Genomic DNA, 24,846 nt, shown 5'->3' on the forward strand with positions numbered 1-24,846 from the left:
CGAGGAGTCAAAAGAAATGGCCTTCTCCGTCCAGATGCCAGCTCTCGGTGAATCCGTCACCGAGGGAACTGTCACGCGGTGGCTCAAGCAGGAAGGGGACACGGTCGAAGTAGACGAGCCGCTGCTCGAAGTCTCCACCGACAAGGTCGACACCGAGATCCCGTCCCCCGCTGCCGGTGTGCTGACGAAGATCGTCGCGCAGGAGGACGACACCGTCGAGATCGGTGGCGAGCTGGCCGTTATCGGTGAGGCCGGCGAGGCTCCCGCGCCCGCTGCCGCTCCCGCCCCGGCGGCTGCACCCGCCGCTCCCGCGCCCGCCCCGGCCGCCGAGGCCGCCCCGGCTCCGGCCGCGGCACCCGCCCCGGCCGCGGCGCCCGCCGGTTCCGCGTCCGGCACCCCGGTCACGATGCCGGAGCTCGGCGAGTCGGTCACCGAGGGCACCGTCACCCGCTGGCTCAAGGCCGTCGGCGACGAGGTCGCCGTGGACGAGCCGCTCCTCGAGGTCTCGACCGACAAGGTCGACACCGAGATCCCGTCCCCCGTCGCCGGTGTGCTGCTCGAGATCACCGCCCAGGAGGACGACACCGTCGACGTCGGTGGCCAGCTCGCCGTCATCGGTTCCGGCGCTCCCGCCGCTGCTCCGGCTGCTCCCGCGCCGGCGCCCGCTCCCGAGCCCACCCCGGCTCCGGCTCCGGCTCCGGCAGCCCCCGCCCCTGCCCCTGCCCCGGCTCCCGCCGCGGCCGCTCCCGCTCCGGCTCCCGCCGCGGCCGCTCCCGCTCCGGCTCCCGCCGCCCCGGCTGCGCCTGCCGCTGCTGCCCCGTCCGCCGACGCCGCTCCGTACGTCACGCCGCTGGTCCGCAAGCTCGCCGCGGACAACAACGTCGACCTGTCCACGGTGAACGGCACCGGCGTCGGTGGCCGCATCCGCAAGCAGGACGTCCTCGCCGCAGCCGAGGCCGCGAAGGCTCCCGCCGCCGCACCGGCCGCTGCTGCTCCCGCGGCAGCCGCTCCGGCTCCGGCCGCCACCGCCGGCGTCCGCCCCGAGCTGGCCCACCTGCGCGGCACCACGCAGAAGGCCAACCGCATCCGCCAGATCACCGCGGTCAAGACCCGCGAATCGCTGCAGACCACGGCGCAGCTGACCCAGACCTTCGAGGTCGACGTCACCAAGATCGCGGCGCTGCGGGCCCAGGCCAAGGCCGACTTCGCCGAGCGCGAGGGCGTGAACCTCACGTTCCTGCCGTTCTTCGCGAAGGCCGTCGTCGAGGCGCTCAAGGTTCACCCGAACGTGAACGCGAGCTACAACGAGGGCTCCAAGGAGATCACCTACCACGCGGCCGAGCACCTGGGCATCGCGGTCGACACCGAGCAGGGCCTGCTCTCGCCGGTGATCCACAACGCCGGCGACCTGTCGCTGGCCGGCCTGGCCCGCGCGATCGCCGACATCGCCAAGCGCGCCCGCTCCGGTGGCCTCAAGCCGGACGAGCTGGCCGGTGGCACGTTCACCATCACCAACATCGGCAGCCAGGGCGCCCTGTTCGACACCCCGATCCTGGTCCCGCCGCAGGCCGCGATGCTCGGCACCGGCGCGATCGTCAAGCGCCCGGTCGTGGTGCAGGACGAGAACGGCAACGAGTCCATCGGCGTCCGTTCGATGTGCTATCTGCCGCTCACCTACGACCACCGCCTGGTCGACGGCGCGGACGCGGGTCGCTTCCTGACGACCATCAAGCAGCGCCTCGAGGAGGCGTCGTTCGAGGCCGATCTGGGCCTGTAAGGGTCGACGACGTCACGAACTCGACGTGAATCGTCACCGAGGGGCACCATCTCCACGAGGGATGGTGCCCCTCGGCGTTTGTCCGAGCGTCGTTCCCGAGATCGAGGAGGATTCCCATGCGCGTGGTCGTCGCCGGATCGTCCGGCCTGATCGGTAGTGCCCTCGTCGAGGCGCTGCGCCGCGACGGCCACGACGTCGCCCGCCTGGTCCGTCGCCATCCGACGGGCGGCGACGAGTTCGAGTGGAACCCGCAGGCAGGGACTCTCGATGCCACCGCCCTGCGCGGCGCCGACGCCGTCGTGAACCTGTGCGGCGCGGGCATCGGCGACCGGCGCTGGTCGGGCGCGTACAAGCAGGCCCTCCGCGACAGCCGCCTCACCACCACGGATGTACTCGCTCACGCCGTCGTGGATGCGGGCGTCCCGGTGCTCGTCAACGGCAGCGCCGTCGGGTACTACGGCGACACCGGGGACCGGATCGTCGACGAGCGCTCCCCGACGGGCGGCGGGTTCCTGGCCGAGTTGTGTCGTGACTGGGAGGCCGCGACCGCGCCGGCGCGTGACGCCGGCGTCCGCGTCGTGTCGCTGCGCACCGCGACCGTGCTGTCGCCGAAGGGCGGGATGCTCGGTCGGCTGCGTCCGTTGTATTCGGTCGGGCTCGGCGGCCGCCTCGGCAGCGGTCGGCAGTACATGTCGTGGGTCTCGCTCGACGACGAGGTCGCGGCCATCGAGTTCGTCCTCACGCACGACGGGGTGCACGGCCCGGTGAACGTGTGCGCGCCCGAACCCGTCACCAACGCGGCGTTCAACAGCGCAATGGGCCGGGCCCTGCATCGCCCGGCGCCGTGGATCGTCCCAGGCTTCGCCGTGTCGGCGCTGATCGGCGAGTTCGCCCGGGAGGCGGTGCTGATCGGGCAGCGAGCCGTCCCCACCGCCCTCGAGCACGCCGGGTTCACGTTCCGACATGCAACCATCGACACCGCACTCGGGTATGCCCTCGGACGGTGAACTGTCGCGATGCTGCGCATGCGCATGTCACGATGCGTTGAATCCAGCACTGTTGACGTAGGCCAGACTCCGATGCGCGTCCGGTGTGGGCGCCGCACTGACCGGCCTTGCTGCCCGCGCTAGTCTCGAGTGATGTCCACCACGGTCGTCGTCGAGCAGTCCCGCGCGATTCCGATCACGCTCCAGCGAGCCTTCGACGTGACCCTGCCGATCCCGCTTACCGCGATATTCTCCCGGCGCTACGGCCTGCTGCCGCCAATCAAGCGGGTTCGCGGGCAGGACGGGATCTGGGGCCGGGTCGGACAGTCGCGCACCGTCGTCACAACTGACGGCGGAACGATGCGAGAACTGCTGACCGAGATCGATGCACCACACTCGTTCAGCTACCGGCTGAGCAACATCACCGGTCCGCTGAGACCGCTGGTCAACAGCATCGACGGATCTTGGGAGTTCACGCCCAAGGGCACCGGAACCCTCGTCACCTGGCGATGGGTCCTGCACCCCAAGGGTCTCGGCCGGCCCGTGATGCCCCTCGTCGTTTCGATGTGGCGCGGCTACGCCAGGCAGGCATTGGAGTTGCTGTCCGAGCAACTGCTCACGCCGGATTCCGCCGAGCGCCCGCCGGGCGCCTGAGCCGCGGTCCGTCATGTGGATCGGCGAGCAAGGGAGCGGCAGTCCATCTGTCCGGCCCGCCTGATCTGCGCTGCATCTCGACAGAATGTCCCGTCCGGCCCACCGCGCCGGTCCGGGTGCCGTCAGGCGTAACGTCTGGAGCCATGAGCAGTGCCACCGCATCGGCCCGATTCAGTTCCCAGCCGATGGCCGTCGAGGATCTCGGACGCGTCGACTACATGGAGGCGTGGGAGCAGCAGCGCGTCCTCGCCGAAGCCCGTGCGGACGACGAGGGGACCGACACGATGCTCCTTCTCGAGCATCCTGCCGTGTACACCGCCGGCCGGCGGACTGCCCCGGAGGACCGCCCGATGGACGGCACCCCCGTCATCGACGTCGACCGCGGCGGCAAGATCACGTGGCACGGCCCCGGTCAGCTGGTCGGCTACCCCATCGTCAAGCTCGCCGAGCCCGTCGACGTGGTCAGCTACGTCCGGCGGATCGAGCAGGCGCTCATCACCGTGTGCACCGACCTCGGCGTCACCTGTGGGCGGGTGGAGGGCCGGTCGGGCGTGTGGCTGCCGGCCGCGCTCATCGACGGGCAGTGGCTGCCCGAGCGCAAGGTCGCCGCGATCGGCGTCCGGGTGCAGCGCGGGGTCACGATGCACGGCTTCGCACTGAACTGCAACGCCGCCCTCGACGGTTTCGACAACATCGTCCCGTGCGGAATCCGGGACGCCGGCGTGACGACCTTGTCGCGGGAACTGGGCCGCGACGTCACGATCGACGACGTCACCCCGGCGGTCACCGACGCCGTCCGGGCGGCCCTGGACGGGACGCTGCCGGTGACGGTGCACGACATCGAGCGCGTGACGTTCGACACCGCGGCGGTGCCGCGCCTCGACACCGCGGCGGCGCCACGCCTCGATACCGCGGTCCGGACCCCCGAATTCACCACCGTCCGGTTCGGCTGAGGCGCCTGCCCAACCCGGAACGCAAGATCGGTCAGGCGTACGATCGAGGCCGTGAGTGTCGCCCCAGAAGGACGGAAGCTGCTCCGCATCGAGATCCGAAACGCGGAAACTCCGATCGAACGCAAGCCGAATTGGATCCGGACCCGCGCGAAGATGGGTCCCGAGTACACCGAGCTCAAGGGTCTGGTGAAAAGCGAAGGCCTGCACACGGTCTGCGAGGAAGCAGGCTGCCCCAACATCTACGAGTGCTGGGAGGATCGCGAGGCCACGTTCCTGATCGGTGGCGAACAGTGCACCCGCCGTTGTGATTTCTGTCAGATCGACACTGGAAAGCCGGCGGCGCTCGACCGTGACGAGCCGCGCCGCGTCGCCGAGAGCGTCCAGGCGATGGGCCTGCGGTACTCGACGATCACCGGTGTCGCCCGCGACGACCTGCCCGACGGCGGTGCGTGGCTGTACGCGGAGACGGTCCGACAGATCCACGCGATGAACCCGGGCACCGGTGTCGAGAATCTGGTCCCCGACTTCAACGGCAAGCCGGACCTGCTGGCCGAGGTGTTCGAGTCCCGCCCGGAGGTGCTGGCGCACAACCTCGAGACGGTGCCCCGCATCTTCAAGCGGATCCGCCCGGCGTTCCGCTACGAGCGCTCGCTCGGTGTGATCACCGCGGCCCGCGACTTCGGTCTGGTCACCAAGTCGAACCTCATCCTCGGCATGGGCGAGACCCCGGAGGAGGTGCACCAGGCGATGGTGGACCTGCACGAGGCCGGCTGCGACATCATCACCATCACCCAGTACCTGCGCCCGTCGCCGCGGCACCATCCCGTCGAGCGGTGGGTCAAGCCGGAGGAGTTCGTCGAGCACTCCAAGGCCGCCGAGGAGATCGGTTTCGCGGGCGTCATGGCCGGGCCGCTGGTGCGCTCGTCCTACCGCGCCGGCCGCCTTTACGCGCAGGCGATGGCGCACCACGGTCGCGCGCTTCCCGAGGGTCAGGCCCATCTCGCCGAGGAGGGCTCCGCCTCGCAGGAGGCCAGCTCGGTCCTCGAACGTCTCGCCCGCGCCTGACGTGCATGTCCCGTCACCGCGCGCGCGATAGGGCGCGGTGCGGGACGTATCCTGTGAGGTATGGCGAACGGCAGTAAGTCCGGAAAAGCGGGCAAGGCAAGCAAGGAAGCGAAGGCTGCGGCGAAGGCGGCCCGCAAGCAGGCGTCGAAGGAACGCCGGACTCAGCTCTGGCAGGCATTCCAGATGCAGCGCAAGGAAGACAAGCTGCTGCTGCCGCTGATCATCGGCGCCGTGGTGCTGAGCGCGGTTGTGTTCTTCCTGATCGGCCTGATCTTCGGCATCCAGTGGTTCCTGCTGCCGATCGGCATCCTCATCGGTGTTCTCCTCGCCTTCATCATCTTCGGCAAGCGCGTCCAGAAGACGGTCTACGGCAAGGCCGAGGGCCAGGCCGGCGCCGCGGCGTGGGCGCTCGAAAACATGCAGGGCGCGTGGCGGGTCACCAACGCCGTCACCGGCACGACGCAGCTCGACGCCGTGCACCGGGTGATCGGCCGTCCCGGCGTCATCCTGGTCGCCGAGGGTTCGCCGCAGCGCGTCAAGGGTCTGCTCGCGCAGGAGAAGAAGAAGACCGCACGCCTGGTCGGCGACACCCCGATCTACGACTTCGTCGTGGGCAACGGCGAGGGCGAGGTGCCGCTGTCGCAGCTCACCAAGCAGCTCAACAAGCTGCCGCGCAACATCGACACCAAGCGCATGGATTCCATCGAGTCGCGGCTGGCGGCGCTCGGCAGCCGCAGCGGCGCCGCGATGCCGAAGGGCCCGCTGCCTCCCGGCGCGAAGATGAAGGGCATGCAGCGCACGATCCGTCGCCGCTGACCGTCAAAGTTCCACAGCTGAAGGGACCCTTTGTGCGCCGCGAGCGCACAAAGGGTCCCTTCAGCTTGTCGCGGGTGTGCTCAGCGCACGCGGATGAGACCGGTACCAGTCGCGCGGTCGTGCATGCCGCGGCCGTCGACGTCGGTGATGACGGCGGGGACGATGAACACCATCAGTGCCTGGCGGGCCAGCGCCCGGACGAATCCGACCTTGGCCGGGGCGTCGACTCGGGCCACTTGCAGTCCCAGCATGTACTGCCCGGGGGTGAACGAGAACAGCGAGACGCACGCAACGCCCACCACGAACCACAGCATCATCGTGTACGTGCCGAGCCGGGGGTTCTGCAGTGGCTCCTCGCCGATCAGGAGCAGGACGACGCCGGCCGCCGTGAGCCAGTCGATGGCGAGGGCGGCGACGCGGCGACCGGTCGGGGCCAGCGACCCGGGACCTTCGGCCGGCAACCCCAGGAGCTCACCTCGATACGCCTGCGCCGTGGTCTGATTCTTCGGCAGTGCCGCCGAGGGTCCGGAGAGCCAGGAACCGGTCATACGTGCCATGCCGTCCAGGATAGGCGTCGACGTGCACCAACCGGCCCGAGGAGTGGGATCGGTGCTGCTCGTCACACCGCCTGGCCGTGGGAATGCTCACATCGGACCCTGTACGCACGCCGAATACCGACGTGTAACACCGGCGAAACATAGGCTTGATTAACGGGCAACACCGGCTCTCTACCGTCTTGCCTCGACGAAACCGCCGAAACCCGACCGGCAGGTAACCGACTGAAGGAGCACCACGTGGCTTTCACCACGGCCGAAGAGGTCATCAAGTACATCGCCGACCAAGATGTCGAGTACGTCGACATCCGCTTCAGCGACCTGCCGGGCGTCCAGCAGCACTTCTCCATCCCGGCGTCCGCCTTCAACCGAGACGTGTTCGAGGACGGCCTGGCGTTCGACGGTTCCTCGGTTCGCGGTTTCCAGTCGATCCACGAGTCGGACATGATGCTGCTGCCCGACGTCTCCACGGCGCGCATCGATCCGTTCCGCAAGGCCCGCACGCTGAACATGGACTTCTTCGTCCACGATCCGTTCACCCGTGAGGCCTACAGCCGCGACCCCCGCAACGTCGCGCGCAAGGCCGAGGAGTACCTGAAGTCCACCGGCATCGCCGACACCGCGTTCTTCGGCGCCGAGGCCGAGTTCTACATCTTCGACTCGGTCCGCTACGACTCGCAGATGAACGGCGCGTTCTACGAGCTGGACTCGATCTCGGGTGCCTGGAACACCGGCAACGACGTCAACGCCGACGGCAGCCCCAACCTCGGTTACAAGGTCCGCCCCAAGGGCGGTTACTTCCCCGTCGCCCCGTACGACCACTACGTCGACCTGCGTGACGCGATCTCCACGAACCTGACGAACGCGGGCTTCGAGCTCGAGCGCGGCCACCACGAGGTGGGCACCGGCGGTCAGCAGGAGATCAACTACAAGTTCAACACGCTGCTCGCGGCTGCCGACGACCTGCAGCTGTTCAAGTACATCGTGAAGAACACCTGCTGGCAGTACGGCAAGTCGGCCACCTTCATGCCGAAGCCGCTGTTCGGTGACAACGGCTCGGGCATGCACGTGCACCAGTCGCTGTGGAAGGACGGCAAGCCGCTGTTCCACGACGAGGCCGGCTACGCGGGCCTGTCCGACATCGCACGCTGGTACATCGGCGGCATCCTGCACCACGCGCCGTCGCTGCTGGCGTTCACGAACCCGACGATCAACTCGTACCACCGCCTGGTTCCGGGCTACGAGGCCCCGATCAACCTGGTGTACAGCCAGCGCAACCGCTCGGCGGCGGTCCGCATCCCGATCACGGGCAACAACCCGAAGGCCAAGCGCATCGAGTTCCGCGCGCCGGACTCCTCGGGCAACCCGTACCTGAACTTCGCCGCGCAGATGATGGCCGGCCTGGACGGCATCAAGAACAAGATCGAGCCGATGGCTCCGGTCGACAAGGACCTCTACGAGCTCCCGCCGGAGGAGGCCCGCAACATCCCGCAGGCCCCCACCAGCCTGTCCGCCGTCATCGACCGCCTCGAGCAGGATCACGACTACCTGACCGAGGGTGGCGTGTTCACCACCGACCTGATCGAGACCTGGATCTCGATCAAGCGCGAGCAGGAGATCGCCCCGGTCAACCTGCGCCCGCACCCCTACGAGTTCTCGCTCTACTACGACTGCTGAGTCGAGTAGCGCGCTGACCTGCTGCGTTACTGGACGACACCCGCATCCGGCCGCAGCGCGTCCGCAGTAGTTCCCGAGTCGACCCGCTCGGCGATCACCGAACCGATCGCCGAGCGGGTCGACTCGTCTGCATCGGTCCGCCTATGCCCGTAGGTGGGTGTACCCGCGCCCAGCGCTCCCAGCAACCGCCACGTCCACCAGGCTCAGGGACGGCATACGATTCGCTCGCGCGTGCGGATCGACCCGGATCGTGTCGTCGGCGGGGCCCTCGGCTAGTGATGTCCTCGCTGCTCGATCTCGTCGAATCTGTCTCTGAGCAACGGAATGAACGCATCGGCATCGAAGTCTTGGAAGCGGTCCCTGTACTTCATGAGGGTTTGCTCGAGATGACTCACGATATCGTCGCAAAGCTGTGTCCTCGTCTCCCCTTCCGAGAGATGCTCGTACTCGTCTACGACGAGTATCTGATCGACCAGAAGCTTGTCGTCCTTCTTGATATACCGAGCAAGCGACCTCAATCTGCCCTCCTCGACATTGACCTTGTGATAGAAACGCAGGATCAGGCCGAGCGTAATGTGGCTGAACCGGGCATCAAGGTTCCGCAATTGGGGAGCAATTCGATCCTGCCAGGCGTAGTCATTCAGGCTATCGAGCACGTCGTCCAGGATGCCCTGGTTCACAGTGGCCTTTTCCGCCGTTTTCCCTCCTTGCGAGTCATAAGTGATCTTCAAGAAGATTCCCATAATCGAACACCCTTCTACGCCGCCTACCATTGCCTTCGGTTCACCTGTGCGGCGCGAGCGTGTCTGACTTCCCCTTCCGCGTCGTCAGCATCCACGCCCACGCTTCAGGCTGTCGCGCGACAGACCGGACCTAGCAGAACGGACTCCGGTCAGTCAGTCGAAAATGACGCGATTGTTTCGCGCGCCCTGCTGACACGGTCCGGCTCGACCGCGCCAGATGGACTTACGTCAGACTCGCTGTCCGCGCTGAAGCACCCCGCTGGAACACCCTCCGAGCACCAGCACTGAACTGAGCAGCGCAATTGAAGCGACTTTCCGTTTCGTGACGATTCATACCAGACGACGCGTTTCAGATGGGCGGTCCACGCCTGTTTCCACGAGCGACGGGGCTGCTGGGTAACTCACGCACTCACATCAATCAACGAAGCCAACGCCACGACCTGCACAGATCCAGCGGCACAAACGAACGCGCATTTGCGCGGTACCTCCGGACGAGTCCATCCGCGCCGCGGTCCCCGTGATCGGTTTGTGGGTGGACTCGTCTGCGTACGCCGCCGGACACTGGAGTCACCCGTCTGCTCGGAGGATGACCGATGGCTGTCGACGACTTCGTTCTCGTTCCCGGCGCCGGCGGTGTGGGCCGCGTCGTCGTCGGCCAGTTGCGTGCGCACGATGTGCCGGTTCGTGTGATGGTCCGTCACGACGACGCGCGCGCGAACGCCGTGCGCGCGCTCGGGGCGGAGGTGGTGATCGGCGACCTGACCCGCCCGGAGACGGTCGCAGCAGCGCTGGAGGGCGTGCGCCGGCTGTACTTCGCGATGAGCGTCTCTCCGGACCTGCTGCTCGCGACGACCGTGGTGGCCACGGTCGCGCGGGAGTACGGGAAGCTCGAGGCCCTGGTGAACTTGTCGCAGATGACGGTGTCGCAGATGACCGCGACGAGCACCTCGGAATCGCACCAGCAGCGACTGCACTGGCTCTCGGAGCAGGTGCTGAACTGGTCGGGTCTGCCGGTGGTCCACTTGCGGCCGACCGCACCAGCAGCGACTGCACTGGCTCTCGGAGCAGGTGCTGAACTGGTCGGGTCTGCCGGTGGTCCACTTGCGGCCGACCGTGTTCCTGGACAATCCGCTGTTCACCACTCTGGCGGCGCCGTCGATCCGGGAGAACGGCACGCTCGCGCTGCCGTTCGGCACCGGGCGGTCGTCGCCGATCACTGTCGACGACGTGGCGCGGACCGCGGCGACCGTGCTGCGCGACCCGGGCCCGCATATCGGACACGTGTACGAGCTGACCGGGCCGCACTCGCTCGACATGGACGGCGTCGCGGCCGAGTTCTCCCGGGCCCTGGGGCGGTCGGTGACCTACGAGGACGTGCCGCTGGACCGCTGGCGTACCGATGTGCTCGCCAGGGCCGGACTGCCACCGCACACCGAGCAACACATCGCGACCATGGCGCGACTGCACCGGGAGAACCGCTACGACCGCGCCTCCGACGACGTCGTGCGTCTGACCGGGATACCACCCCGGACCGTCGAGGCGTTCGTCGCCGATCGCAAAGACTTCTACCTCGGCTGAGCCCCCTCCCCCAACATGCGACGAGCCCCGTTCACACGGAGAGTGTGAACGGGGCTCGGGTCTGTCGAGCGAGGCTCGGATCAGTAGCGGCTCGCGCCGGAGAACGGCATCGCGTCGATCGACGAGACCTTCACGTTCTCCCCCTCGGTCGGGGCGTGGACGACCTTGCCGTTGCCGATGTAGATGCCGACGTGCTCGTTGCCGTAGAAGCCGACGACGTCACCGGGCTGCAGGTTGGCCTTGGACACCGAGGTGCCGCCGGAAATCTGGTCGTAGCTGACCCGGGGTACGGAGACGCCGGCCTGCTTGTGGGCCCACTGCACCAGGCCGGAGCAGTCGAAGGTGCTCGGGCCGGTCGCGCCCCACACGTACGGGGAGCCGATCTTGGACTGCGCGGCGTTGGCGACGGCCTGGCCGTGCGAGGCCACCTGAGTCGGCTGGAGCGAGGTGTTGCCCCAGCTCGGAGTGGTGAGGGGCTGTGCCATCGCGGGGGCGACGGGGATCATGAGGGCGCCGGCAGTCACTGCACCGAGCAGCAGGCCACGGGTCGTGCGGGTCAGGCGGGTGTTCTTCAGGGCCATTCGAGGGTCCTCCGGGTCTTGCTTGTGGTCCGACACTTGGTCTGGCATCGGTGTTCGGGCACAACCCAGAGTTCCGGCGTTATCGGATCGAGACATCGGTAGAAGTACCCGGACGGGTACCTGTTCCGGCAACCACGTATACGCACCTGCACCCGACCGAACCCGCGCGCCGCCCCGGATAATCGCTTCTGACCAGGTATTTTTCCCTCACTCACACGGGTCCGGTGGGATCGTCCGCGACTGTTCGGTTCGTGAAACAAAGCACGTCTCTCCATCCGACCCGGCAGGCCGGATAACAGTCCGTGCGCGGAAATGGGCGGCTGAAGGAAGAAACATCACGGCCCCGCAACGTGGATTGCGGGGCCCTGATGTGTCTGCCGGGAAGGCTCAGGAAGCCGATCCGCCGAACGACGGCATGCACCGGTAGGTGGCGATCACCGCCTTGTGGTCAGTGGGCCACGGGAACGGCGACTCGACGAAGTTGTCCTTGGAATCCTCCGCCACCCGCTGGTTGCGGACGATCGACGACCGCGGCCCGACAATCCCCGCGGACCGCAGACGCAGGCGGGTGCTGCCGCCCGCGAACACGTAGTCGATGCGATCGCGTTCGTCGGCCTCGGGCGCCCACGTCAGCTTCGACACCGGGACGTCGGGGTTGTCCGACGGCCACGTGAAGCCGGGATGTGTCGCCGGGTTCGGGTACATCGCGCGGTAGGCGTCGACGAAGCCCGCCTCCTCGAGCAGCCGGGTGGACTCCCACGGCAACACCACACCGTTGTGGTCGAACATGTCGCGGGTCGCGGCGGTCCAGTCGAGGTGCGACGGCTCGTTGAAGTCGCCGCCCATGAGGACGGCGCGCCCCTTGTCCTGCTCGGCTGCCGCGTCGGCGAGGAAGGCGGAGATCACCGCGGGGCGCCCGGACGCGGCGTTGACGCGCTGGACGGTGATCGGGTCGGTGACCGGTCCGGTCGGCATCTTGTTCCAGCCGAACTCGGAGAACTCACCCGGCGCGGGCACACCGGCGCCATATCCGCGGGGCAGGTAGGTGGCGTACCACTGGTACTGCAGATGCGCGGCGTAGGTCGCGATCTCGAGGTCGCCGACGGTCACGACCGCCTTGATCATGTAGTCGAGATTCGCCGTCTCCGTGATCGGGAACGCCGAGAGGATCCCGGTGTCCGCCGAGGTCGCCGTCTCGAAGCGCAGGCCCTGCTTGCCAAGCATTTCGGCGAGTGCCGTCGTGGCGCCGCCCGCCTCGGACAACAAGACGATCGAGGCGCGCGTCGATCGGATGATCTCGGCGATCCGCTCGAGCCCGTTCGGGATCTGGGACCCGCCGTGCCAGGTGTTCAGCGACAGCACGCGGACGTCGCTCCAGGGCGCGGCGCCGGCGTGCGGGGCGTTCCGGATCGCACCCGCGCCCAGTGCCGCGGTACCTGCCGCCGCCACGGTCAGGACCTTCATCGCTTGCCGTCGTGTCAGTGAACTCGTCACACCGATCTCCTCGTCTGCCACCCTGCACAGCGATGGGATCAGGCGAGAATGAACGAGTCACGAATCGGGCGACACCGGCGCGCGGGTTCGCGGTGACGACAAACCGAACGTTCCCGTGCTGGAACGCGTTCGCCTCAGGCGGGAAGTTTGCTCGCCAGCACGTCGACCTTGGTGATGGTGGGGTGGGTGACGAGGAGTTCGTCGGCGCGCGCCATCAGGGCCTCCGCGACCCGGCCGGCGAGGTGGGCCTGCCGACCGGTCTCGTCCGGGAAGGCGTCGAAGATGCCGAAGGTCGCCGGGCCGAATCGAAGCGCGAACCACGCCACGGTGTCCGGCTCCTGCCGGACCAGGTCCAAGGCGCTCTCGAGGAACTCGGCGACCTGCTGTTCCTTGCCGCGCTTGGCCTCGACTCGGACCAAGAGGGCTGTGGTGACCATGGGACGCCTCCACGATCGACGAGTTCGATACCGGCACCTCCTACTGTTCTCGCGCGCGCCGAGGCCGTCAACGCGACGGGAACGGTGGTCCGCGAACGTATACATGAGTATTCACCTGTTCAGCGATGGCATAATCGGCACGTCAGACGACAGAACAGATCGATGAACAGATAGATAAGGACGCCAATGACGCGCGAGGACGACCTGACGGATCTGGGAGTGCTGCTGCCGGCAGGCGCCTCGGGACGCTCCGATCAGACGTCCAAGCAGTACCTGCGCCTGCGCGCCGACATCCTCGACGGTACGTTCCCCCGCGGCGCCGCCCTGCACGAAACACAGCTCAGCGAGACGTACGGCGCCTCCCGCACGCCCATTCGGGAGGCGCTCAACTGGCTCGCCCACGACGGCCTGCTCGAACGCGCGTCCCGAGGTTTCCGGGTGCGGTCCGGCAGCCCGGAGGATGTCATCGAGATCTACGCGGCGCGCGTGGCCCTCGAAGCCGAGGCGGCCGGCGCGGCAGCCCTGCGCCACACCGATCTCGACATGGCGCGTCTCGAGCGATTGCACTCCTCGTGCTGCCACACCGACGACGACGCCGCGGCCCGCACCGACAATTTCCGCTTCCACGAGGCACTGTGGCAGGCCGCGCACAACACGACGATCATGACGCTGCTCGTGCGCCTCACCACCCAGCTGCGCATCTACGACAGCGGCCCACCGTCGAACTACGGCGAGCCGGACCTGCTGAATTCCGAGCATGAACAGATCCTCGACGCCCTGCGCGCCCGCGACGAGAGAGCAGCCCGCGAGCACATGCGCACGCACCTCGAACACAGCCGGGAGCAGCGAATCCGTCTGTTCGCCAACGGCTGACGTCCAGGGCAGCGTCGGCACCGCGAGCCCGGTCGTGCACGCGAGCGCACGACCGGGCCTGCCGGTGGGCGGGCCCCAGGCTGTCAGCTACCCATGCCGGGGAACAACTGAGACAGCGACCCGGTGATCATCTCCAGCGAACCGGTGCCGGGATCGGGGCCCGGAACCGGGCTGTGGATCGCGATCGTGTTGTCACCGCCCGCCGCGATCGCGGTGTAGATCCGCCCCTCCGGCGGCGTGGGAACGTTCAACTGCCCCTTGTCGTTCTGACCGATGGCGATCACCTGACCGGTCGACGTCAACGCGGCCGAGTGGAACGAACCCGCCGAGATCGCGGTGTAGGTGTTTCCCGACGGGAAGGCGAGTTGCGGGCTTCCGGCGGAACCCCACCCGACGATCTGGCCGGCGGAGGTCAGGGCGAGCGCATGGAACGGACCCGCCGCGATCGCCGTGTACGTCTGCCCGGCTGGCGCCGGCGGCGCAGATGCACCGCTGTTCTTCAATCCCCACTCGACGATCTCCCCGCCCGACGTCAGCGCAATGGAGTTGAACGTGCCGGCAGCGATCGCCGTGTAGGTCTGCCCGGCAGGCGGTGCGGGCACGTCGGTCTGGCCCTGGGCGTTGTTGCCGAACGCGACCACCTGGCCCGCCGAGGTCAGTGCGAGGGTGTGCCCGCCACCCGCGGAGATCGCGGTGTACGTCTGCCCGGCAGGAAGGGCCGGCGCGACGGTTTCCCCGTATCCGCCGTCGCCGACACCCACGATCTGTCCCGCGGACGTCAGCATGAGCGACGCCGAGCCACCCGCGGAGACTGCCGTGTACTTCTGCCCCTCGGGCAGTGTCGGGATGTTCAGCCTTCCGAGCTGGTTGAGGCCGAAGCCGACCACCTGCCCACCGGAGGTCAACGCCAGCGTGTGGAAGTTGTTCGTCGACACTGCGGTGAAGGTCTGCCCCGCAGGCGGGGCCGGCGGAGTGGTGGCGCCATACGTGGTGTCGCCGGCGCCGACGGCGACCCCGCCCGGCAGCACCGGAACACCCGAGGGTGCCGCCCCCACCGTCGCCACCAGTCCCGTCATCGCGGTCACCGCGAGCAACGGCGTGATCACGGCGCGCTGCGTCCACCGGATACGCAGGCCCGCCGGGTGACGTCTTCGATTCGATCCAATCCTCACAGAGCTCTCCTCTCCAATCGGACTCGAATTCCCGCACGAAGCCGTCGACGATGCCGAGGGGCGGGAATGCAGCCATGAAGACACCGCCGATCCCGGCCATGTCAGCGGATTCGAAAAGTCCAGTCCCGCCGAGCCTTCGGCAGCACCTCCGAGTCCTACTCGGCGTGGTCACGAAAGATCTGCCGCACACCGCTCTCCGCGTGGGTCCGAACAATCAGTTGCCGGTGCGTGTTTCGCGGTCGGAACGGCCCAGCGGCACCCGGTGCCGCATCGACCACGCCCGCACCTGTCGCCGCGAACCGAACCCAGCTCGTGCAGCACGTTGCGCAGGTGGAAGTCGACGGTCCTGATCGAGAGGGTGAGGCGCTGCGCCACCTCCCGATTCGTCAGCCCCTCGCGCCGTTCCACCGCGCCGGATCACGTACACGGCCGTCGCCGCCGGACACCAGCACGCGCTGGCCCTGCGCTCGGACGAGTCGGTGGTCGGGCTCGGCCACGACTACTTCGCGAAGGCGACCGTTCCGCCTCTTCCCCAAGGACTCTCGTACACCGATGTCACGGTCGGCGGCAGGCACTCCCTGCTGCTGCGGTCCGACGGCAGCTCGCTGGGAAGTCTTTTCGGCAGCTGATCCCGCCTGCCGAATGCGGCCGAAGGGACCCTCGCACGGTTCGAGGGTCCCTTCGGTCGTCGGTCGCGACGCCGGTCGGCGTTCACTCGCCCCCGAAGACCCGCTGCACCACTGCCTTCGCGCGACGGGTGACCCGCAGGTAGTTGTCGAGGAACTCGTTGGCGTCGCCGCCCGGCCAGCCGGCCACCTGGGCGACCGCCGAGAGCACCTTGCCCGGGCCCGGCAGCTGATCGGTCGGCTTGCCGCGGACGAGCACCAGCGCGTTGCGCGCCTTCGTCGCAGTGAGCCATGCATCGCGCAGGAGTTCGATGTCGGTCTCGCTCAACAACTCCGCGGCCCCGATCGCGTCCAGCGTCTCGAGGGTCGAGGTGTTGTGCAGCGACGGGACCTCGTGCGCGTGCCGCAGTTGGATGAGCTGAACCGTCCACTCGACGTCGGCGAGTCCGCCGCGACCGAGCTTGGTGTGCGTGGCCGGGTCGGCGCCGCGCGGCAGACGCTCCGAGTCGACGCGCGCCTTGATCCGTCGGATCTCCCGGACGGCCTGCTCCGACACCCCACCCTCCGGGTACCGGGTCTTGTCGATCATGTGCAGGAACCGCAGCCCCAGATCGGCGTCGCCGGCGACGGTGTGCGCCCGGAGCAGGGCCTGGACCTCCCACGACTGCGCCCACTGCGCGTAGTACGCCTCGTACGACGTGAGCGTCCGCACCAGCGGGCCGCTGCGCCCCTCCGGACGCAGGCCGGTGTCGACCTCGAGCGGCGGATCGGTGCTGGGCGCGCCCAGCAGGGTCCGCACCCGGTCGCCGACCAGGTTGGCCCACTTGACCGCCCGCGTCTCGTCGACACCCTCGCGGGGCTCGCATACGAACAGCACGTCCGCGTCCGATCCGTAACCGAGTTCCCCGCCGCCGAGCCGGCCCATGCCGATCACGGCGAACGTCGCGGGTGCGGGCTCGCCCGATTCCGCCTCGCTCGCGCGGATCACCGCGGCCAGCGCCGCATTGAGCACCGCGGCCCACACCGACGACAGCGCGCGGCACACCTGCGGGACCTCGAGCATGCCGAGGATGTCGGCGCTCGCCACCCGGGCGAGTTCGTACCGGCGCAGCGAGCGTGCCGCCCCGATCGCCCGCACCGGGTCGACGTACCGCGACGACGACGAGAGGATGCCGCGGGCGACGTCCTCGGGCTGCGGTTCGAGAAGCCGCGGACCGGACGGGCCGTCGGCGAAGAGCCGGATGACGTCGGGCGCCTTGATCAGCAGGTCGGGAATGTACGCCGACGAGCCGAGCACCGTCATGAGCCGCTGCGCCACCGCCGCCTCGTCGCGCAGCAGACGCAGGAACCAGGTGGCGTCGACGAGCGCATCCGACAGCCGGCGGTACGCGAGCAGTCCGGCATCGGGATCCGAGGTGTCACCGAGCCATTCGAGCAGCGTCGGCAGGAGCAGCGCCTGGATCCGACCCTTCCGCGACGCGCCGCTGGTGAGGGCCGTGAGGTGACCGAGAGCGTTTTCCGGGGCCGAGTAGCCGAGTGCGGCCAGCTGTCGGACGGCGGCGTCCGGGCTGAGTCGCAGCGCCTCCTTGTCGATGCGGGCGACCGATTCGAGCAGCGGCCGGTAGAACAGCTTGGCGTGCAGGCGCCGGACCCGGTGGGAGTTGCGCTTGATCTCCGCCTTCAGCACCCCCAACGCGTCGTTGCGACCGTCGGGACGCATGTGCGCGGCGCGGGCCAGCCAGCGCAGCGCCTCCTCGTCCTCCGGCGGCGGGAGCGTGTGGGTGCGCTTGAGTCTCTGCAACTGCAGCCGGTGCTCGAGCAGTCGCAGGAACTCGTACGACGCCGTCAGGTTCGCGGCGTCGTCGCGTCCCACATACCCGCCGGCGGCGAGAGCGGTGAGCGCGTCGACGGTGCTCTTGACGCGCAGCGAGGTATCGGCACGGCCGTGCACCAGCTGCAGCAACTGCACCGCGAACTCGACGTCGCGCAGGCTGCCGCGTCCCAGTTTGAGCTCGCGCTCGCGCAGTTCGGGCGGCACCGAGTCCTCGACCCGACGCCGCATGGCCTGAACCTCCGGCACGAAGTCCTCGCGCTCGGACGCGGTCCACACCATCGGGGCCACCGCTTCCGCGTACTGCCGCCCGAGCTCGAGGTCGCCGGTCATCGGCCGCGCCTTGAGCAGCGCCTGGAACTCCCACGTCTTGGCCCACCGCTTGTAGTAGGCGATGTGCGAGTCGAGGGTGCGCACCAGCTCGCCGCGCTTGCCCTCGGGGCGCAGTGCGGCATCGACGTCGAAGAACGCCGACGACCCGATGCGCATCATCTCGCCCGCGATGCGGCTCGACAGCGCGTTGGACGGCTCGGCCACGAACACCACGTCGACGTCGCTGACGTAGTTGAGTTCACGGGCACCGCACTTACCCATCGCGATCACCGCGATCCGGGCCGGACACGGCTCGTCCGGGCAGACGGCCGCGACGGCCACCGACAGCGCGGCGGTCAGCGCGGCATCGGCCATGTCCGAAAGCTGATGCCCCACAGTCTGGTACGGGATCACCGGCTCGTTCTCGACGGTGGCGGCGAGGTCCGCGGCGGCCAGGACCATCATCTGGTCGCGATAGCACTTGCGCAGCGCCGCAACAGCTTCGGGCCCCGTGACGGCGGCGCGGTGCAGCATGGGTGCGGCGTTGGGCCCCGTCTCGGGGGTGGCCCCGACGCACGCCAGCAGGCGGCGCGTCAGCTCCGCCTTCGACGGCAGCGTAACGTCTCCCGCCAGCAGCTTCCACGACGCCGGTTCGGCGACCAGGTGATCACCGAACGCGCTCGACGCGCCGATCAGTCCGAAGAGCCTGCCCCGTAGTCCCTTGTCGATGCGCAGCGCGGCATCGAGTTCGGTCCACGCGTCCCCGAGTTCCTCCCGCAGCCGACTCAGCGTGCGCAGGGCCAGGTCGGCGTTCGCGGCTCGCGACAGCGCCCACAGCAACTCGACGCCGTCGAGGTTGGACCATCCCAGTGCGTCCAACTCGGCGGGCGCGGTCGGCTCGATCAGTCCGAGCCGTCCCACCCCGGGCACGGCCGACCTCGCGTACGGCGGCTTCACCGGGGGCCCCCGGTCTGGGCGTCGTCACGAATCGAACGTGGACTGGCCGGATGGGGCACGCGGGTCACCTCTTCGGGATCGGTTGCTCGGGTCGGCCTTACAGACCCAGGTAGGCCTTCAGCTCGAAGGGAGTGACCTGACTGCGGTACTCCTCCCACTCACGCCGCTTGTTGCGGAGGAAGAAGTCGAAGACATGCTCGCCGAGGGCCTCGGCGACCAGTTCGGACCGCTCCATCTCGCGCAGCGCGTCCGCGAGGCTGCCGGGCAGCGGCTTGTAGCCCATCGCCCGACGCTCGGCGTCGGTGAGGGCCCACACGTCGTCCTCGGCCTCCGGCGGTAGCTCGTAGCCCTTCTCGATGCCGCGCAGGCCGGCGGCGAGCAGGACCGCGAACGTCAGGTACGGGTTGCACGCGGAGTCGGGGCTGCGGATCTCGACGCGCCGCGACGACGCCTTGTTCGGGGTGTACATGGGAACCCGGATCAGCGCCGACCGGTTGGACGGTCCCCAGGTGGCCGCCGTCGGGGCCTCGCCGCCGTGCACCAGCCGCTTGTAGGAGTTCACCCACTGGTTGGTGACGGCACTGATCTCGTTGGCGTGCTCGAGGATTCCGGCGATGAACGCCTTGCCGGTCTCCGAGAGCTGCATCGGATCGTCGGGATTGTGGAAGGCGTTGGTGTCGCCCTCGAACAGGCTCATGTGGGTGTGCATCGCCGAGCCCGCCTGGTCGCTGAACGGCTTCGGCATGAACGACGCGCGCACGCCCTCGTCGATCGCGACCTCCTTGACGACGTACCGGAACGTCATCACGTTGTCGGCCATCGACAGCGCGTCGGCGTAGCGCAGGTCGATCTCCTGCTGCCCGGGCGCGCCCTCGTGGTGGCTGAACTCCACCGAGATGCCCATCGACTCGAGCGCGTCGATCGCGTGACGGCGGAAGTTCGGGGCGCGGTCGTGGACCGCCTGGTCGAAGTAGCCGCCGCTGTCGGCCGGGATCGGGGTGGTGCCGTCGACCGGACTGTTCTCGAGCAGGAAGAACTCGATCTCCGGATGCACGTAGCACGAGAAGCCGAGGTCGCTGGCCTTGCCCAGCTGGCGGCGCAGCACGTGCCGCGGGTCCGCCCACGACGGCGTGCCGTCGGGCATCGCGATGTCACAGAACATGCGCGCCGAGTGCTGCGCGCCGTCCTTGTGCGCCCACGGCAGGATCTGGAACGTCGACGCGTCGGGCTTCGCGACCATGTCGGCCTCGGAGACCCGGGAGAAGCCCTCGATCGCGGAGCCGTCGAACCCGATGCCCTCCTCGAAGGCACCTTCCAGTTCCGCAGGCGCGATCGCCACCGACTTGAGGTACCCGAGCACGTCGGTGAACCACAGTCGGACGAACCGAATATCGCGCTCTTCGAGGGTGCGAAGCACGAACTCCTTTTGGCGATCCATGTCCGCGAGACTAAGCACACAGCGTTAAATCTGTGTTACATGGTGAAATTCGTCTCGTCCGCCCCAGCTCAGCACGTCAGGTCCGGATCCGGTGTGGTCAGATCCACGAAGTACGCGGTCACAGGGTCGTCCACGCACGCGACGCCGTCGAACGCAGCGGTGTGCTGAGCGCCCCGGTAGGTGATGAGCGATGCGCCCAACTGCTTGGCGAGGTCGACGCCCGCCTGGTACGGGGTCGCCGGGTCCTCGGTCGTCGACACCACTACCAACGGCGGCAGCCCCTGCACGTCGATGCTGTGCGGCGCGCCGGTGTTCGGCACCGGCCAGAACGCACACATGTCGAGCGGCGCATTGCCGGTCCCGCGGCCGTCGTCGAGGAACGGCGCCGCCTGCCGGTACCGGACGTCCGCCTCCCCCGCGACCGCACGGTCGGTGACCGGCGGGTCGTCGACGCACCGGATCGCATTGAACGCGTCGTTGATGTTCGAGTAGCTGCCGTCGTCGCCACGGCCCTCGTACATGTCCGCCAGCAGCAGCAGGGTGTCCCCGCGGCCCTCGGTCAGTTGAGTCAGCCCACCGCGCAGCGAACTCCACAGGCTCGGCGAGTACAGCGCCTGCTGCACACCGGTGATCGCGTCGTCGTAGCTCAGTCCACGCGGATCCGTCGTTGCCGCCGGACGGGTCAGGAGCGGGTCGACCAGCGCCCGGAACCGGGCGTTCGCCGCGGTGGGATCGGTGCCGAGCGGGCAATCCGGGGAGGACGCGCACTCGGCGGCGAAGGCGTCGAACGCCTGCTGGAATCCCGCACCCTGCAGCACCACCTCCTCCACGGGGTCCTGCTCGGGGTCGAGCGCGCCGTCGAGGACCATCGCCCGCACGTTCTGCGGGAACGTCTCGGCGTACGCCGTCCCGATCCGGGTGCCGTACGAGAACCCGAGGTAGTTGAGCTTCGCGTCGCCCAGCACCGAGCGGATGACGTCCATATCCCGCACCACCTCGCGCGTGCCGACGTGCGCCAACAGCGGCAGCCCCGACCGTTCGGCGCAGCGTGCCGCGTACGTGCGGTTCTCCTGCTCCGACTCGGCGATCCCCTGCGGACTCATGTCGACGTCCGGGTCACGACGCTCGGCGTCGGCCTCCTGCGGGGTCTGGCAGCGCACCTGCGGCGTCGACGCACCCACCCCGCGCGGATCGAAGCCGATGACGTCGAACCGCTCGGCCACCTCGGTGCCGTCGGCCACCGAGGCGCTGCTGAGCCCCGACGCCCCGGGCCCGCCCGGATTGACCAGCAGCGACCCGAGTCGCGCGCCCGTCGCCGGTGAGCGGGAGATCGCGATCTGCGCGGTCTCTCCACCCGGGTCGGCGTAGTCGAGCGGGACCGTGACGGTCGCGCACTCGAGCGTCGGGCTGAGCACCTCCCCGCCGGTCGCGTAGCTGTCGCACGACCCCCACCGGAGGTCCTGGGTGTAGAAGGACTCGAGGCCGGACGGGACGACACCGGCCCCCGGCACGGCCTCCGCAGCGACCGGCGTGCCCGTGACGTTCCGCTCGCCGTCACCGGTCACCCCGGAACTGCAGCCGGCCGCGAGCACGGCCACCGTCCCGATCGCGGCGGCCAGGAGCATTCGGGGTCTGCACTGCATGCAGTCGATCGTGCCACGCCGACCCGAAACACCAGGTCCTCCGCGTTTCGCGCACTTGTCGCGACCGGACCCGGCGCCCCACCGCGGTAAGTGCGAAAAACGCGGGGCGCGGGTGTGACGAACGGCACCGAAACGGCCCTTCGCGGCCCCGCGACGCGGTGGCAGACTTGAGCCGTCATCACCCAACCCGGGGACCCGCGCGCGGGCCTCGAGGCCAGAAAGGGACAACGATGTCCGAAACCGCTCCGTACGGTTCGACCGGCTCCGCCCCCTCCCACGCACCCAAGCGCAAGACTCGGATCCATCACCTGCAGGCGATGAAGTCCGAGGGCACCCGCTGGGCGGAGCTGACCGCGTACGACTACTCCAGTGCCCGCCTCTTCGAGGAGGCCGGCATCCCCGTTCTGCTCGTCGGTGACTCGGCCGCCAACGTGGTGTACGGCTACGACACCACCGTGCCGGTCACGATCGACGAGATGCTGCCCCTCGTCCGCGGCGTGGTGCGCGGCGCACCGCACGCCCTCGTGATCGCCGATCTGCCGTTCGGCACCTACGAGGCGTCGCCACAGCAGGCGCTCGAAACCGCCTTCCGCTTCATGAAGGAGGGTCAGGCCCACGCCGTCAAGCTCGAGGGCGGCGAGCGGGTGGCCCCGCAGATCGCGGCGCTGACCGCGGCCGGGATTCCCGTCCAGGCCCACATCGGCTTCACCCCCCAGTCGGTCAACAGCCTCGGCGGCTTCCGGGTCCAGGGTCGCGGCGACGGCGCCGAGCAGCTCATCGCCGACGCCATCGCCGTCCAGGAGGCCGGCGCCTTCTCCGTCGTGATGGAGATGGTTCCCGCCGAGCTCGCCGGCCAGGTGACCCGCAAGCTCACCATCCCGACCGTCGGGATCGGCGCCGGCAACGAGTGCGACGCCCAGGTGCTCGTCTGGCAGGACATGGCCGGCTTCACGAGCGGCAAGACCGCCAAGTTCGTCAAGCGGTTCGGCGAGGTCGGCGGCGCCCTGCGCGATGCCGCCGCGGCATACGCCGCAGAGGTCGGGGCCGGCACCTTCCCGGCCGCAGAGCACAGTTTCTGAGCCACCGACGTCCAGTGCGAGATTCGGGGGCGGCGACCGAGGGAGTCGGTCGTCGCCCCCGAATCTTTGGCACACTCGACATTCCCGACCGCCGCAGCCGGTCCCCGAGAGAAACCCGAGGTGCACCATGACCGAACGCCGAGGACGACTCGCGGCCACCCTCGCCGCGACCGCGGCGAGGGTGGCCGCGACCGCGGCGCTGGCCTCGCTCGCCGCCGGATGCAGCAGCACCGGCGAGTCCCCGACGCCCGGCAACACCGCGAACACCTCCGACGCGGCGGCGTCGGCGGCACCCTCGAAGCCCGGCTCGTCGGGCGGACAGGTCGCCGGCGTCACCGAAGCGCAGGCCGCTCAGCTGTGCTCGGACATCGAAGGACAGCTGCAGAACTGGCGGACCTACACGCCGACGATCGGCAAGGGCGGCCTGAACACCGTCGTGGTCTCGTGGGCCACCGCGAACGGCATGGACCTGTTGAAGCTCGCCGGCGACCGCGGACAGATCGACACGATCACGTCGGCGCAGTGCCCACAGGTGCGCCAGGGCGCGCTGGAGGCGCTCGAGATCCAGAACCTGGCGTCCGGGCTGATCGGGTTCTGACCGGTGCGGACGCTGTATCCCCCGATCGCGCCGCACGCGACGGGATTCCTCGCCGCCGGTGACGGCCAGCGCGTGTACTGGGAAGTGAGCGGCAATCCCGCCGGCAAGCCGGTGGTGTTCCTGCACGGCGGCCCCGGTGGCGGGACCGATCCGGCGCACCGGCAGTTCTTCGACCCCGCCGCCTACCGCATCGTGCTGTTCGATCAGCGCGGGTGCGGCCGGTCCACCCCGCACGTCGCGGACGGCGCCGACCTGTCGGTGAACACCACCGATCACCTCGTCGCCGACATCGAAACGCTGCGTGCGCATCTCGGCATCGACCGCTGGCAGGTGTTCGGCGGGTCGTGGGGGTCGACGCTGGCGCTGACGTACGCGCAGCGATTCCCGGAGCGGGTCACCGAACTGGTGCTACGCGGCATCTTCCTGCTGCGCCGCAGCGAGATCGACTGGTACTACAACGGCGGCGCCGGGCACATGTTCCCCGAGCGGTGGGAGCAGTTCCTCGCTCCGGTTCCGCCGGAGCAGCGTTCGGGCGACCTGGTCGAGGCCTACCACCGGCTGCTGCACTCCGACGACCCCGACGTGGCGCTCGGCGCCGCGATCGCGTGGTCCAGCTGGGAGGGTGCGACCAGCAGCCTGCTGCCCCGGCCCGAGCGGGTCGAGGAGACGTCCGAGCCGAGGTTCGCGTTGGCGTTCGCCCGGATCGAGAACCACTACTTCCGCAACGCCGGCTTCATCGACGAGGGCCAGCTGCTGCGCGATGCCGCGACCCTGGCGTCGATTCCGGGCGTCATCGTCCAGGGCCGCTACGACGTGGTGTGCCCGGCGACGAGCGCGTGGGAGCTGCACCGCGCATGGCCGGCCTCCGAGCTCCACATCGTCGACGACGCGGGGCACGCCGCAGTCGAACCGGGAATCACACACCATCTGGTGGAGGCCACGGACCGCTTCCGCGCGTGACGGTTTCGGTCGACGTGCACCGTCCGCACTGGTAGACCTGAA

Annotated in this window: 23 protein-coding genes and 1 pseudogene; 14 read left to right on the top strand and 10 right to left on the bottom strand. The window is 69.0% G+C overall.

Going from position 1 to position 24,846, the window contains the following annotated elements:
• The first annotated feature begins 16 nt into the window (after positions 1-16).
• From sucB to ABTV10_RS15295, 6 genes are all read left to right on the top strand, one after another.
• Positions 17-1,777 (top strand): 2-oxoglutarate dehydrogenase, E2 component, dihydrolipoamide succinyltransferase, encoded by a 1,761-nt coding sequence (gene sucB / locus ABTV10_RS15270; protein WP_499028207.1) that lies wholly within the window; start codon positions 17-19, stop codon positions 1,775-1,777.
• Between the two features lie 116 nt (positions 1,778-1,893).
• The gene (locus ABTV10_RS15275; protein ID WP_499028209.1) at positions 1,894-2,784 is read left to right on the top strand and encodes a TIGR01777 family oxidoreductase; all 891 of its coding nucleotides are present in this window, start codon (positions 1,894-1,896) and stop codon (positions 2,782-2,784) included.
• A 132-nt stretch (positions 2,785-2,916) separates the two neighbouring features.
• A complete protein-coding gene (locus tag ABTV10_RS15280) occupies positions 2,917-3,417 on the top strand; it encodes an SRPBCC family protein (RefSeq protein WP_499028210.1) in 501 nt (166 codons plus the stop codon).
• Between the two features lie 143 nt (positions 3,418-3,560).
• Positions 3,561-4,370, top strand: coding sequence for a lipoyl(octanoyl) transferase LipB (lipB, locus tag ABTV10_RS15285; protein ID WP_499028211.1), 810 nt, complete (start codon positions 3,561-3,563; stop codon positions 4,368-4,370).
• A 51-nt stretch (positions 4,371-4,421) separates the two neighbouring features.
• Complete coding sequence (gene lipA / locus ABTV10_RS15290) at positions 4,422-5,435, top strand: lipoyl synthase (protein ID WP_499028213.1); 1,014 nt, start codon at positions 4,422-4,424, stop codon at positions 5,433-5,435.
• Between the two features lie 60 nt (positions 5,436-5,495).
• The gene (locus tag ABTV10_RS15295; protein WP_127914026.1) at positions 5,496-6,251 is read left to right on the top strand and encodes a DUF4191 domain-containing protein; all 756 of its coding nucleotides are present in this window, start codon (positions 5,496-5,498) and stop codon (positions 6,249-6,251) included.
• Between the two features lie 80 nt (positions 6,252-6,331).
• On the opposite strand, the gene ABTV10_RS15300 is transcribed toward ABTV10_RS15295, so the two are convergent.
• A complete protein-coding gene (locus tag ABTV10_RS15300; RefSeq protein ID WP_433605181.1) occupies positions 6,332-6,808 on the bottom strand; it encodes an RDD family protein in 477 nt (158 codons plus the stop codon).
• Between the two features lie 237 nt (positions 6,809-7,045).
• Here ABTV10_RS15300 and glnA (ABTV10_RS15305) point away from each other — a divergent pair, with 237 nt between their 5' ends.
• Positions 7,046-8,482 carry a type I glutamate--ammonia ligase gene (glnA, locus tag ABTV10_RS15305; RefSeq protein WP_499028214.1) on the top strand — a complete coding sequence of 479 codons (1,437 nt, stop codon included), beginning with the start codon at positions 7,046-7,048 and terminating at the stop codon, positions 8,480-8,482.
• A 272-nt stretch (positions 8,483-8,754) separates the two neighbouring features.
• Here glnA (ABTV10_RS15305) and ABTV10_RS15310 read toward each other — a convergent pair whose 3' ends face one another.
• Positions 8,755-9,225 (bottom strand): Imm44 family immunity protein, encoded by a 471-nt coding sequence (locus tag ABTV10_RS15310; protein WP_499028216.1) that lies wholly within the window; start codon positions 9,223-9,225, stop codon positions 8,755-8,757.
• A gap of 593 nt (positions 9,226-9,818) precedes the next feature.
• On the opposite strand from ABTV10_RS15310, the pseudogene ABTV10_RS15315 reads away from it, so the two are divergent.
• Positions 9,819-10,202, top strand: a pseudogene (locus ABTV10_RS15315) (NAD(P)H-binding protein); the annotation flags it as partial.
• A gap of 91 nt (positions 10,203-10,293) precedes the next feature.
• Positions 10,294-10,803 carry an NmrA family NAD(P)-binding protein gene (locus ABTV10_RS15320; protein ID WP_499028217.1) on the top strand — a complete coding sequence of 170 codons (510 nt, stop codon included), beginning with the start codon at positions 10,294-10,296 and terminating at the stop codon, positions 10,801-10,803.
• Between the two features lie 80 nt (positions 10,804-10,883).
• Here the strand turns inward: ABTV10_RS15320 and ABTV10_RS15325 are convergent, their stop codons facing one another.
• The 3 genes from ABTV10_RS15325 to ABTV10_RS15335 all read right to left on the bottom strand — a co-directional run bounded on the left by ABTV10_RS15325 (position 10,884) and on the right by ABTV10_RS15335 (position 13,315).
• Positions 10,884-11,384: a C40 family peptidase gene (locus ABTV10_RS15325; RefSeq protein WP_499028219.1), complete on the bottom strand. Its 501-nt coding sequence runs from the start codon at positions 11,382-11,384 to the stop codon at positions 10,884-10,886.
• 387 nt (positions 11,385-11,771) lie between these two features.
• The gene (locus tag ABTV10_RS15330) at positions 11,772-12,878 is read right to left on the bottom strand and encodes an endonuclease/exonuclease/phosphatase family protein (RefSeq protein WP_499028220.1); all 1,107 of its coding nucleotides are present in this window, start codon (positions 12,876-12,878) and stop codon (positions 11,772-11,774) included.
• A 134-nt stretch (positions 12,879-13,012) separates the two neighbouring features.
• Positions 13,013-13,315 (bottom strand): putative quinol monooxygenase, encoded by a 303-nt coding sequence (locus ABTV10_RS15335; protein ID WP_433605193.1) that lies wholly within the window; start codon positions 13,313-13,315, stop codon positions 13,013-13,015.
• A 186-nt stretch (positions 13,316-13,501) separates the two neighbouring features.
• Between ABTV10_RS15335 and ABTV10_RS15340 the strand changes: the two genes are divergently transcribed.
• Positions 13,502-14,188, top strand: coding sequence for a GntR family transcriptional regulator (locus tag ABTV10_RS15340; protein WP_433605195.1), 687 nt, complete (start codon positions 13,502-13,504; stop codon positions 14,186-14,188).
• 83 nt (positions 14,189-14,271) lie between these two features.
• Here the strand turns inward: ABTV10_RS15340 and ABTV10_RS15345 are convergent, their stop codons facing one another.
• Together ABTV10_RS15345 and ABTV10_RS15350 are read right to left on the bottom strand one after the other, a co-directional pair.
• Entirely contained in the window at positions 14,272-15,360 is a 1,089-nt protein-coding gene (locus tag ABTV10_RS15345) for an RCC1 domain-containing protein (protein WP_499028223.1), read from the bottom strand.
• 168 nt (positions 15,361-15,528) lie between these two features.
• Positions 15,529-15,768 (bottom strand): LuxR C-terminal-related transcriptional regulator, encoded by a 240-nt coding sequence (locus ABTV10_RS15350; protein ID WP_499028225.1) that lies wholly within the window; start codon positions 15,766-15,768, stop codon positions 15,529-15,531.
• Between the two features lie 71 nt (positions 15,769-15,839).
• Here ABTV10_RS15350 and ABTV10_RS15355 point away from each other — a divergent pair, with 71 nt between their 5' ends.
• On the top strand, positions 15,840-15,989 hold the full coding sequence (locus ABTV10_RS15355) for a hypothetical protein (RefSeq protein ID WP_499028227.1): 150 nt from the start codon (positions 15,840-15,842) through the stop codon (positions 15,987-15,989).
• Positions 15,990-16,071: 82 nt separating this feature from the next.
• Here ABTV10_RS15355 and ABTV10_RS15360 read toward each other — a convergent pair whose 3' ends face one another.
• The 3 genes from ABTV10_RS15360 to ABTV10_RS15370 all read right to left on the bottom strand — a co-directional run bounded on the left by ABTV10_RS15360 (position 16,072) and on the right by ABTV10_RS15370 (position 22,167).
• Positions 16,072-19,059, bottom strand: a complete 2,988-nt coding sequence (locus ABTV10_RS15360) for a bifunctional [glutamine synthetase] adenylyltransferase/[glutamine synthetase]-adenylyl-L-tyrosine phosphorylase (RefSeq protein WP_499028228.1) — start codon at positions 19,057-19,059, stop codon at positions 16,072-16,074.
• 124 nt (positions 19,060-19,183) lie between these two features.
• Entirely contained in the window at positions 19,184-20,524 is a 1,341-nt protein-coding gene (gene glnA, locus ABTV10_RS15365; RefSeq protein WP_499028231.1) for a type I glutamate--ammonia ligase, read from the bottom strand.
• A gap of 68 nt (positions 20,525-20,592) precedes the next feature.
• Positions 20,593-22,167: an alpha/beta hydrolase gene (locus tag ABTV10_RS15370; RefSeq protein WP_499028233.1), complete on the bottom strand. Its 1,575-nt coding sequence runs from the start codon at positions 22,165-22,167 to the stop codon at positions 20,593-20,595.
• A 230-nt stretch (positions 22,168-22,397) separates the two neighbouring features.
• Between ABTV10_RS15370 and panB the strand changes: the two genes are divergently transcribed.
• From panB to pip, 3 genes are all read left to right on the top strand, one after another.
• The gene (gene panB / locus ABTV10_RS15375; RefSeq protein WP_499028235.1) at positions 22,398-23,246 is read left to right on the top strand and encodes a 3-methyl-2-oxobutanoate hydroxymethyltransferase; all 849 of its coding nucleotides are present in this window, start codon (positions 22,398-22,400) and stop codon (positions 23,244-23,246) included.
• A gap of 127 nt (positions 23,247-23,373) precedes the next feature.
• The gene (locus tag ABTV10_RS15380; protein ID WP_499028236.1) at positions 23,374-23,844 is read left to right on the top strand and encodes a hypothetical protein; all 471 of its coding nucleotides are present in this window, start codon (positions 23,374-23,376) and stop codon (positions 23,842-23,844) included.
• A gap of 3 nt (positions 23,845-23,847) precedes the next feature.
• The gene (gene pip, locus ABTV10_RS15385; protein ID WP_499028237.1) at positions 23,848-24,804 is read left to right on the top strand and encodes a prolyl aminopeptidase; all 957 of its coding nucleotides are present in this window, start codon (positions 23,848-23,850) and stop codon (positions 24,802-24,804) included.
• Positions 24,805-24,846 lie beyond the last annotated feature (42 nt).

The organism is Paraburkholderia sp. RHO2 (genome assembly GCF_050955445.1).
Lineage (GTDB): Bacteria > Actinomycetota > Actinomycetes > Mycobacteriales > Mycobacteriaceae > Prescottella > Prescottella agglutinans_A.

What these genes read in the sequence shown, in the direction of transcription:
- ABTV10_RS15310 (WP_499028216.1), bottom strand. Translation starts at nt 9,225, where the DNA reads ATGGGAATCTTCTTGAAGATCACTTATGACTCGCAAGGAGGGAAAACG.
- ABTV10_RS15295 (WP_127914026.1), top strand. Translation starts at nt 5,496, where the DNA reads ATGGCGAACGGCAGTAAGTCCGGAAAAGCGGGCAAGGCAAGCAAGGAA.
- lipB (WP_499028211.1), top strand. Translation starts at nt 3,561, where the DNA reads ATGAGCAGTGCCACCGCATCGGCCCGATTCAGTTCCCAGCCGATGGCC.
- ABTV10_RS15380 (WP_499028236.1), top strand. Translation starts at nt 23,374, where the DNA reads ATGACCGAACGCCGAGGACGACTCGCGGCCACCCTCGCCGCGACCGCG.
- ABTV10_RS15370 (WP_499028233.1), bottom strand. Translation starts at nt 22,167, where the DNA reads ATGCAGTGCAGACCCCGAATGCTCCTGGCCGCCGCGATCGGGACGGTG.
- ABTV10_RS15325 (WP_499028219.1), bottom strand. Translation starts at nt 11,384, where the DNA reads ATGGCCCTGAAGAACACCCGCCTGACCCGCACGACCCGTGGCCTGCTG.
- ABTV10_RS15335 (WP_433605193.1), bottom strand. Translation starts at nt 13,315, where the DNA reads ATGGTCACCACAGCCCTCTTGGTCCGAGTCGAGGCCAAGCGCGGCAAG.
- panB (WP_499028235.1), top strand. Translation starts at nt 22,398, where the DNA reads ATGTCCGAAACCGCTCCGTACGGTTCGACCGGCTCCGCCCCCTCCCAC.
- ABTV10_RS15275 (WP_499028209.1), top strand. Translation starts at nt 1,894, where the DNA reads ATGCGCGTGGTCGTCGCCGGATCGTCCGGCCTGATCGGTAGTGCCCTC.
- ABTV10_RS15340 (WP_433605195.1), top strand. Translation starts at nt 13,502, where the DNA reads ATGACGCGCGAGGACGACCTGACGGATCTGGGAGTGCTGCTGCCGGCA.
- sucB (WP_499028207.1), top strand. Translation starts at nt 17, where the DNA reads ATGGCCTTCTCCGTCCAGATGCCAGCTCTCGGTGAATCCGTCACCGAG.
- glnA (WP_499028231.1), bottom strand. Translation starts at nt 20,524, where the DNA reads ATGGATCGCCAAAAGGAGTTCGTGCTTCGCACCCTCGAAGAGCGCGAT.
- ABTV10_RS15300 (WP_433605181.1), bottom strand. Translation starts at nt 6,808, where the DNA reads ATGGCACGTATGACCGGTTCCTGGCTCTCCGGACCCTCGGCGGCACTG.
- ABTV10_RS15280 (WP_499028210.1), top strand. Translation starts at nt 2,917, where the DNA reads ATGTCCACCACGGTCGTCGTCGAGCAGTCCCGCGCGATTCCGATCACG.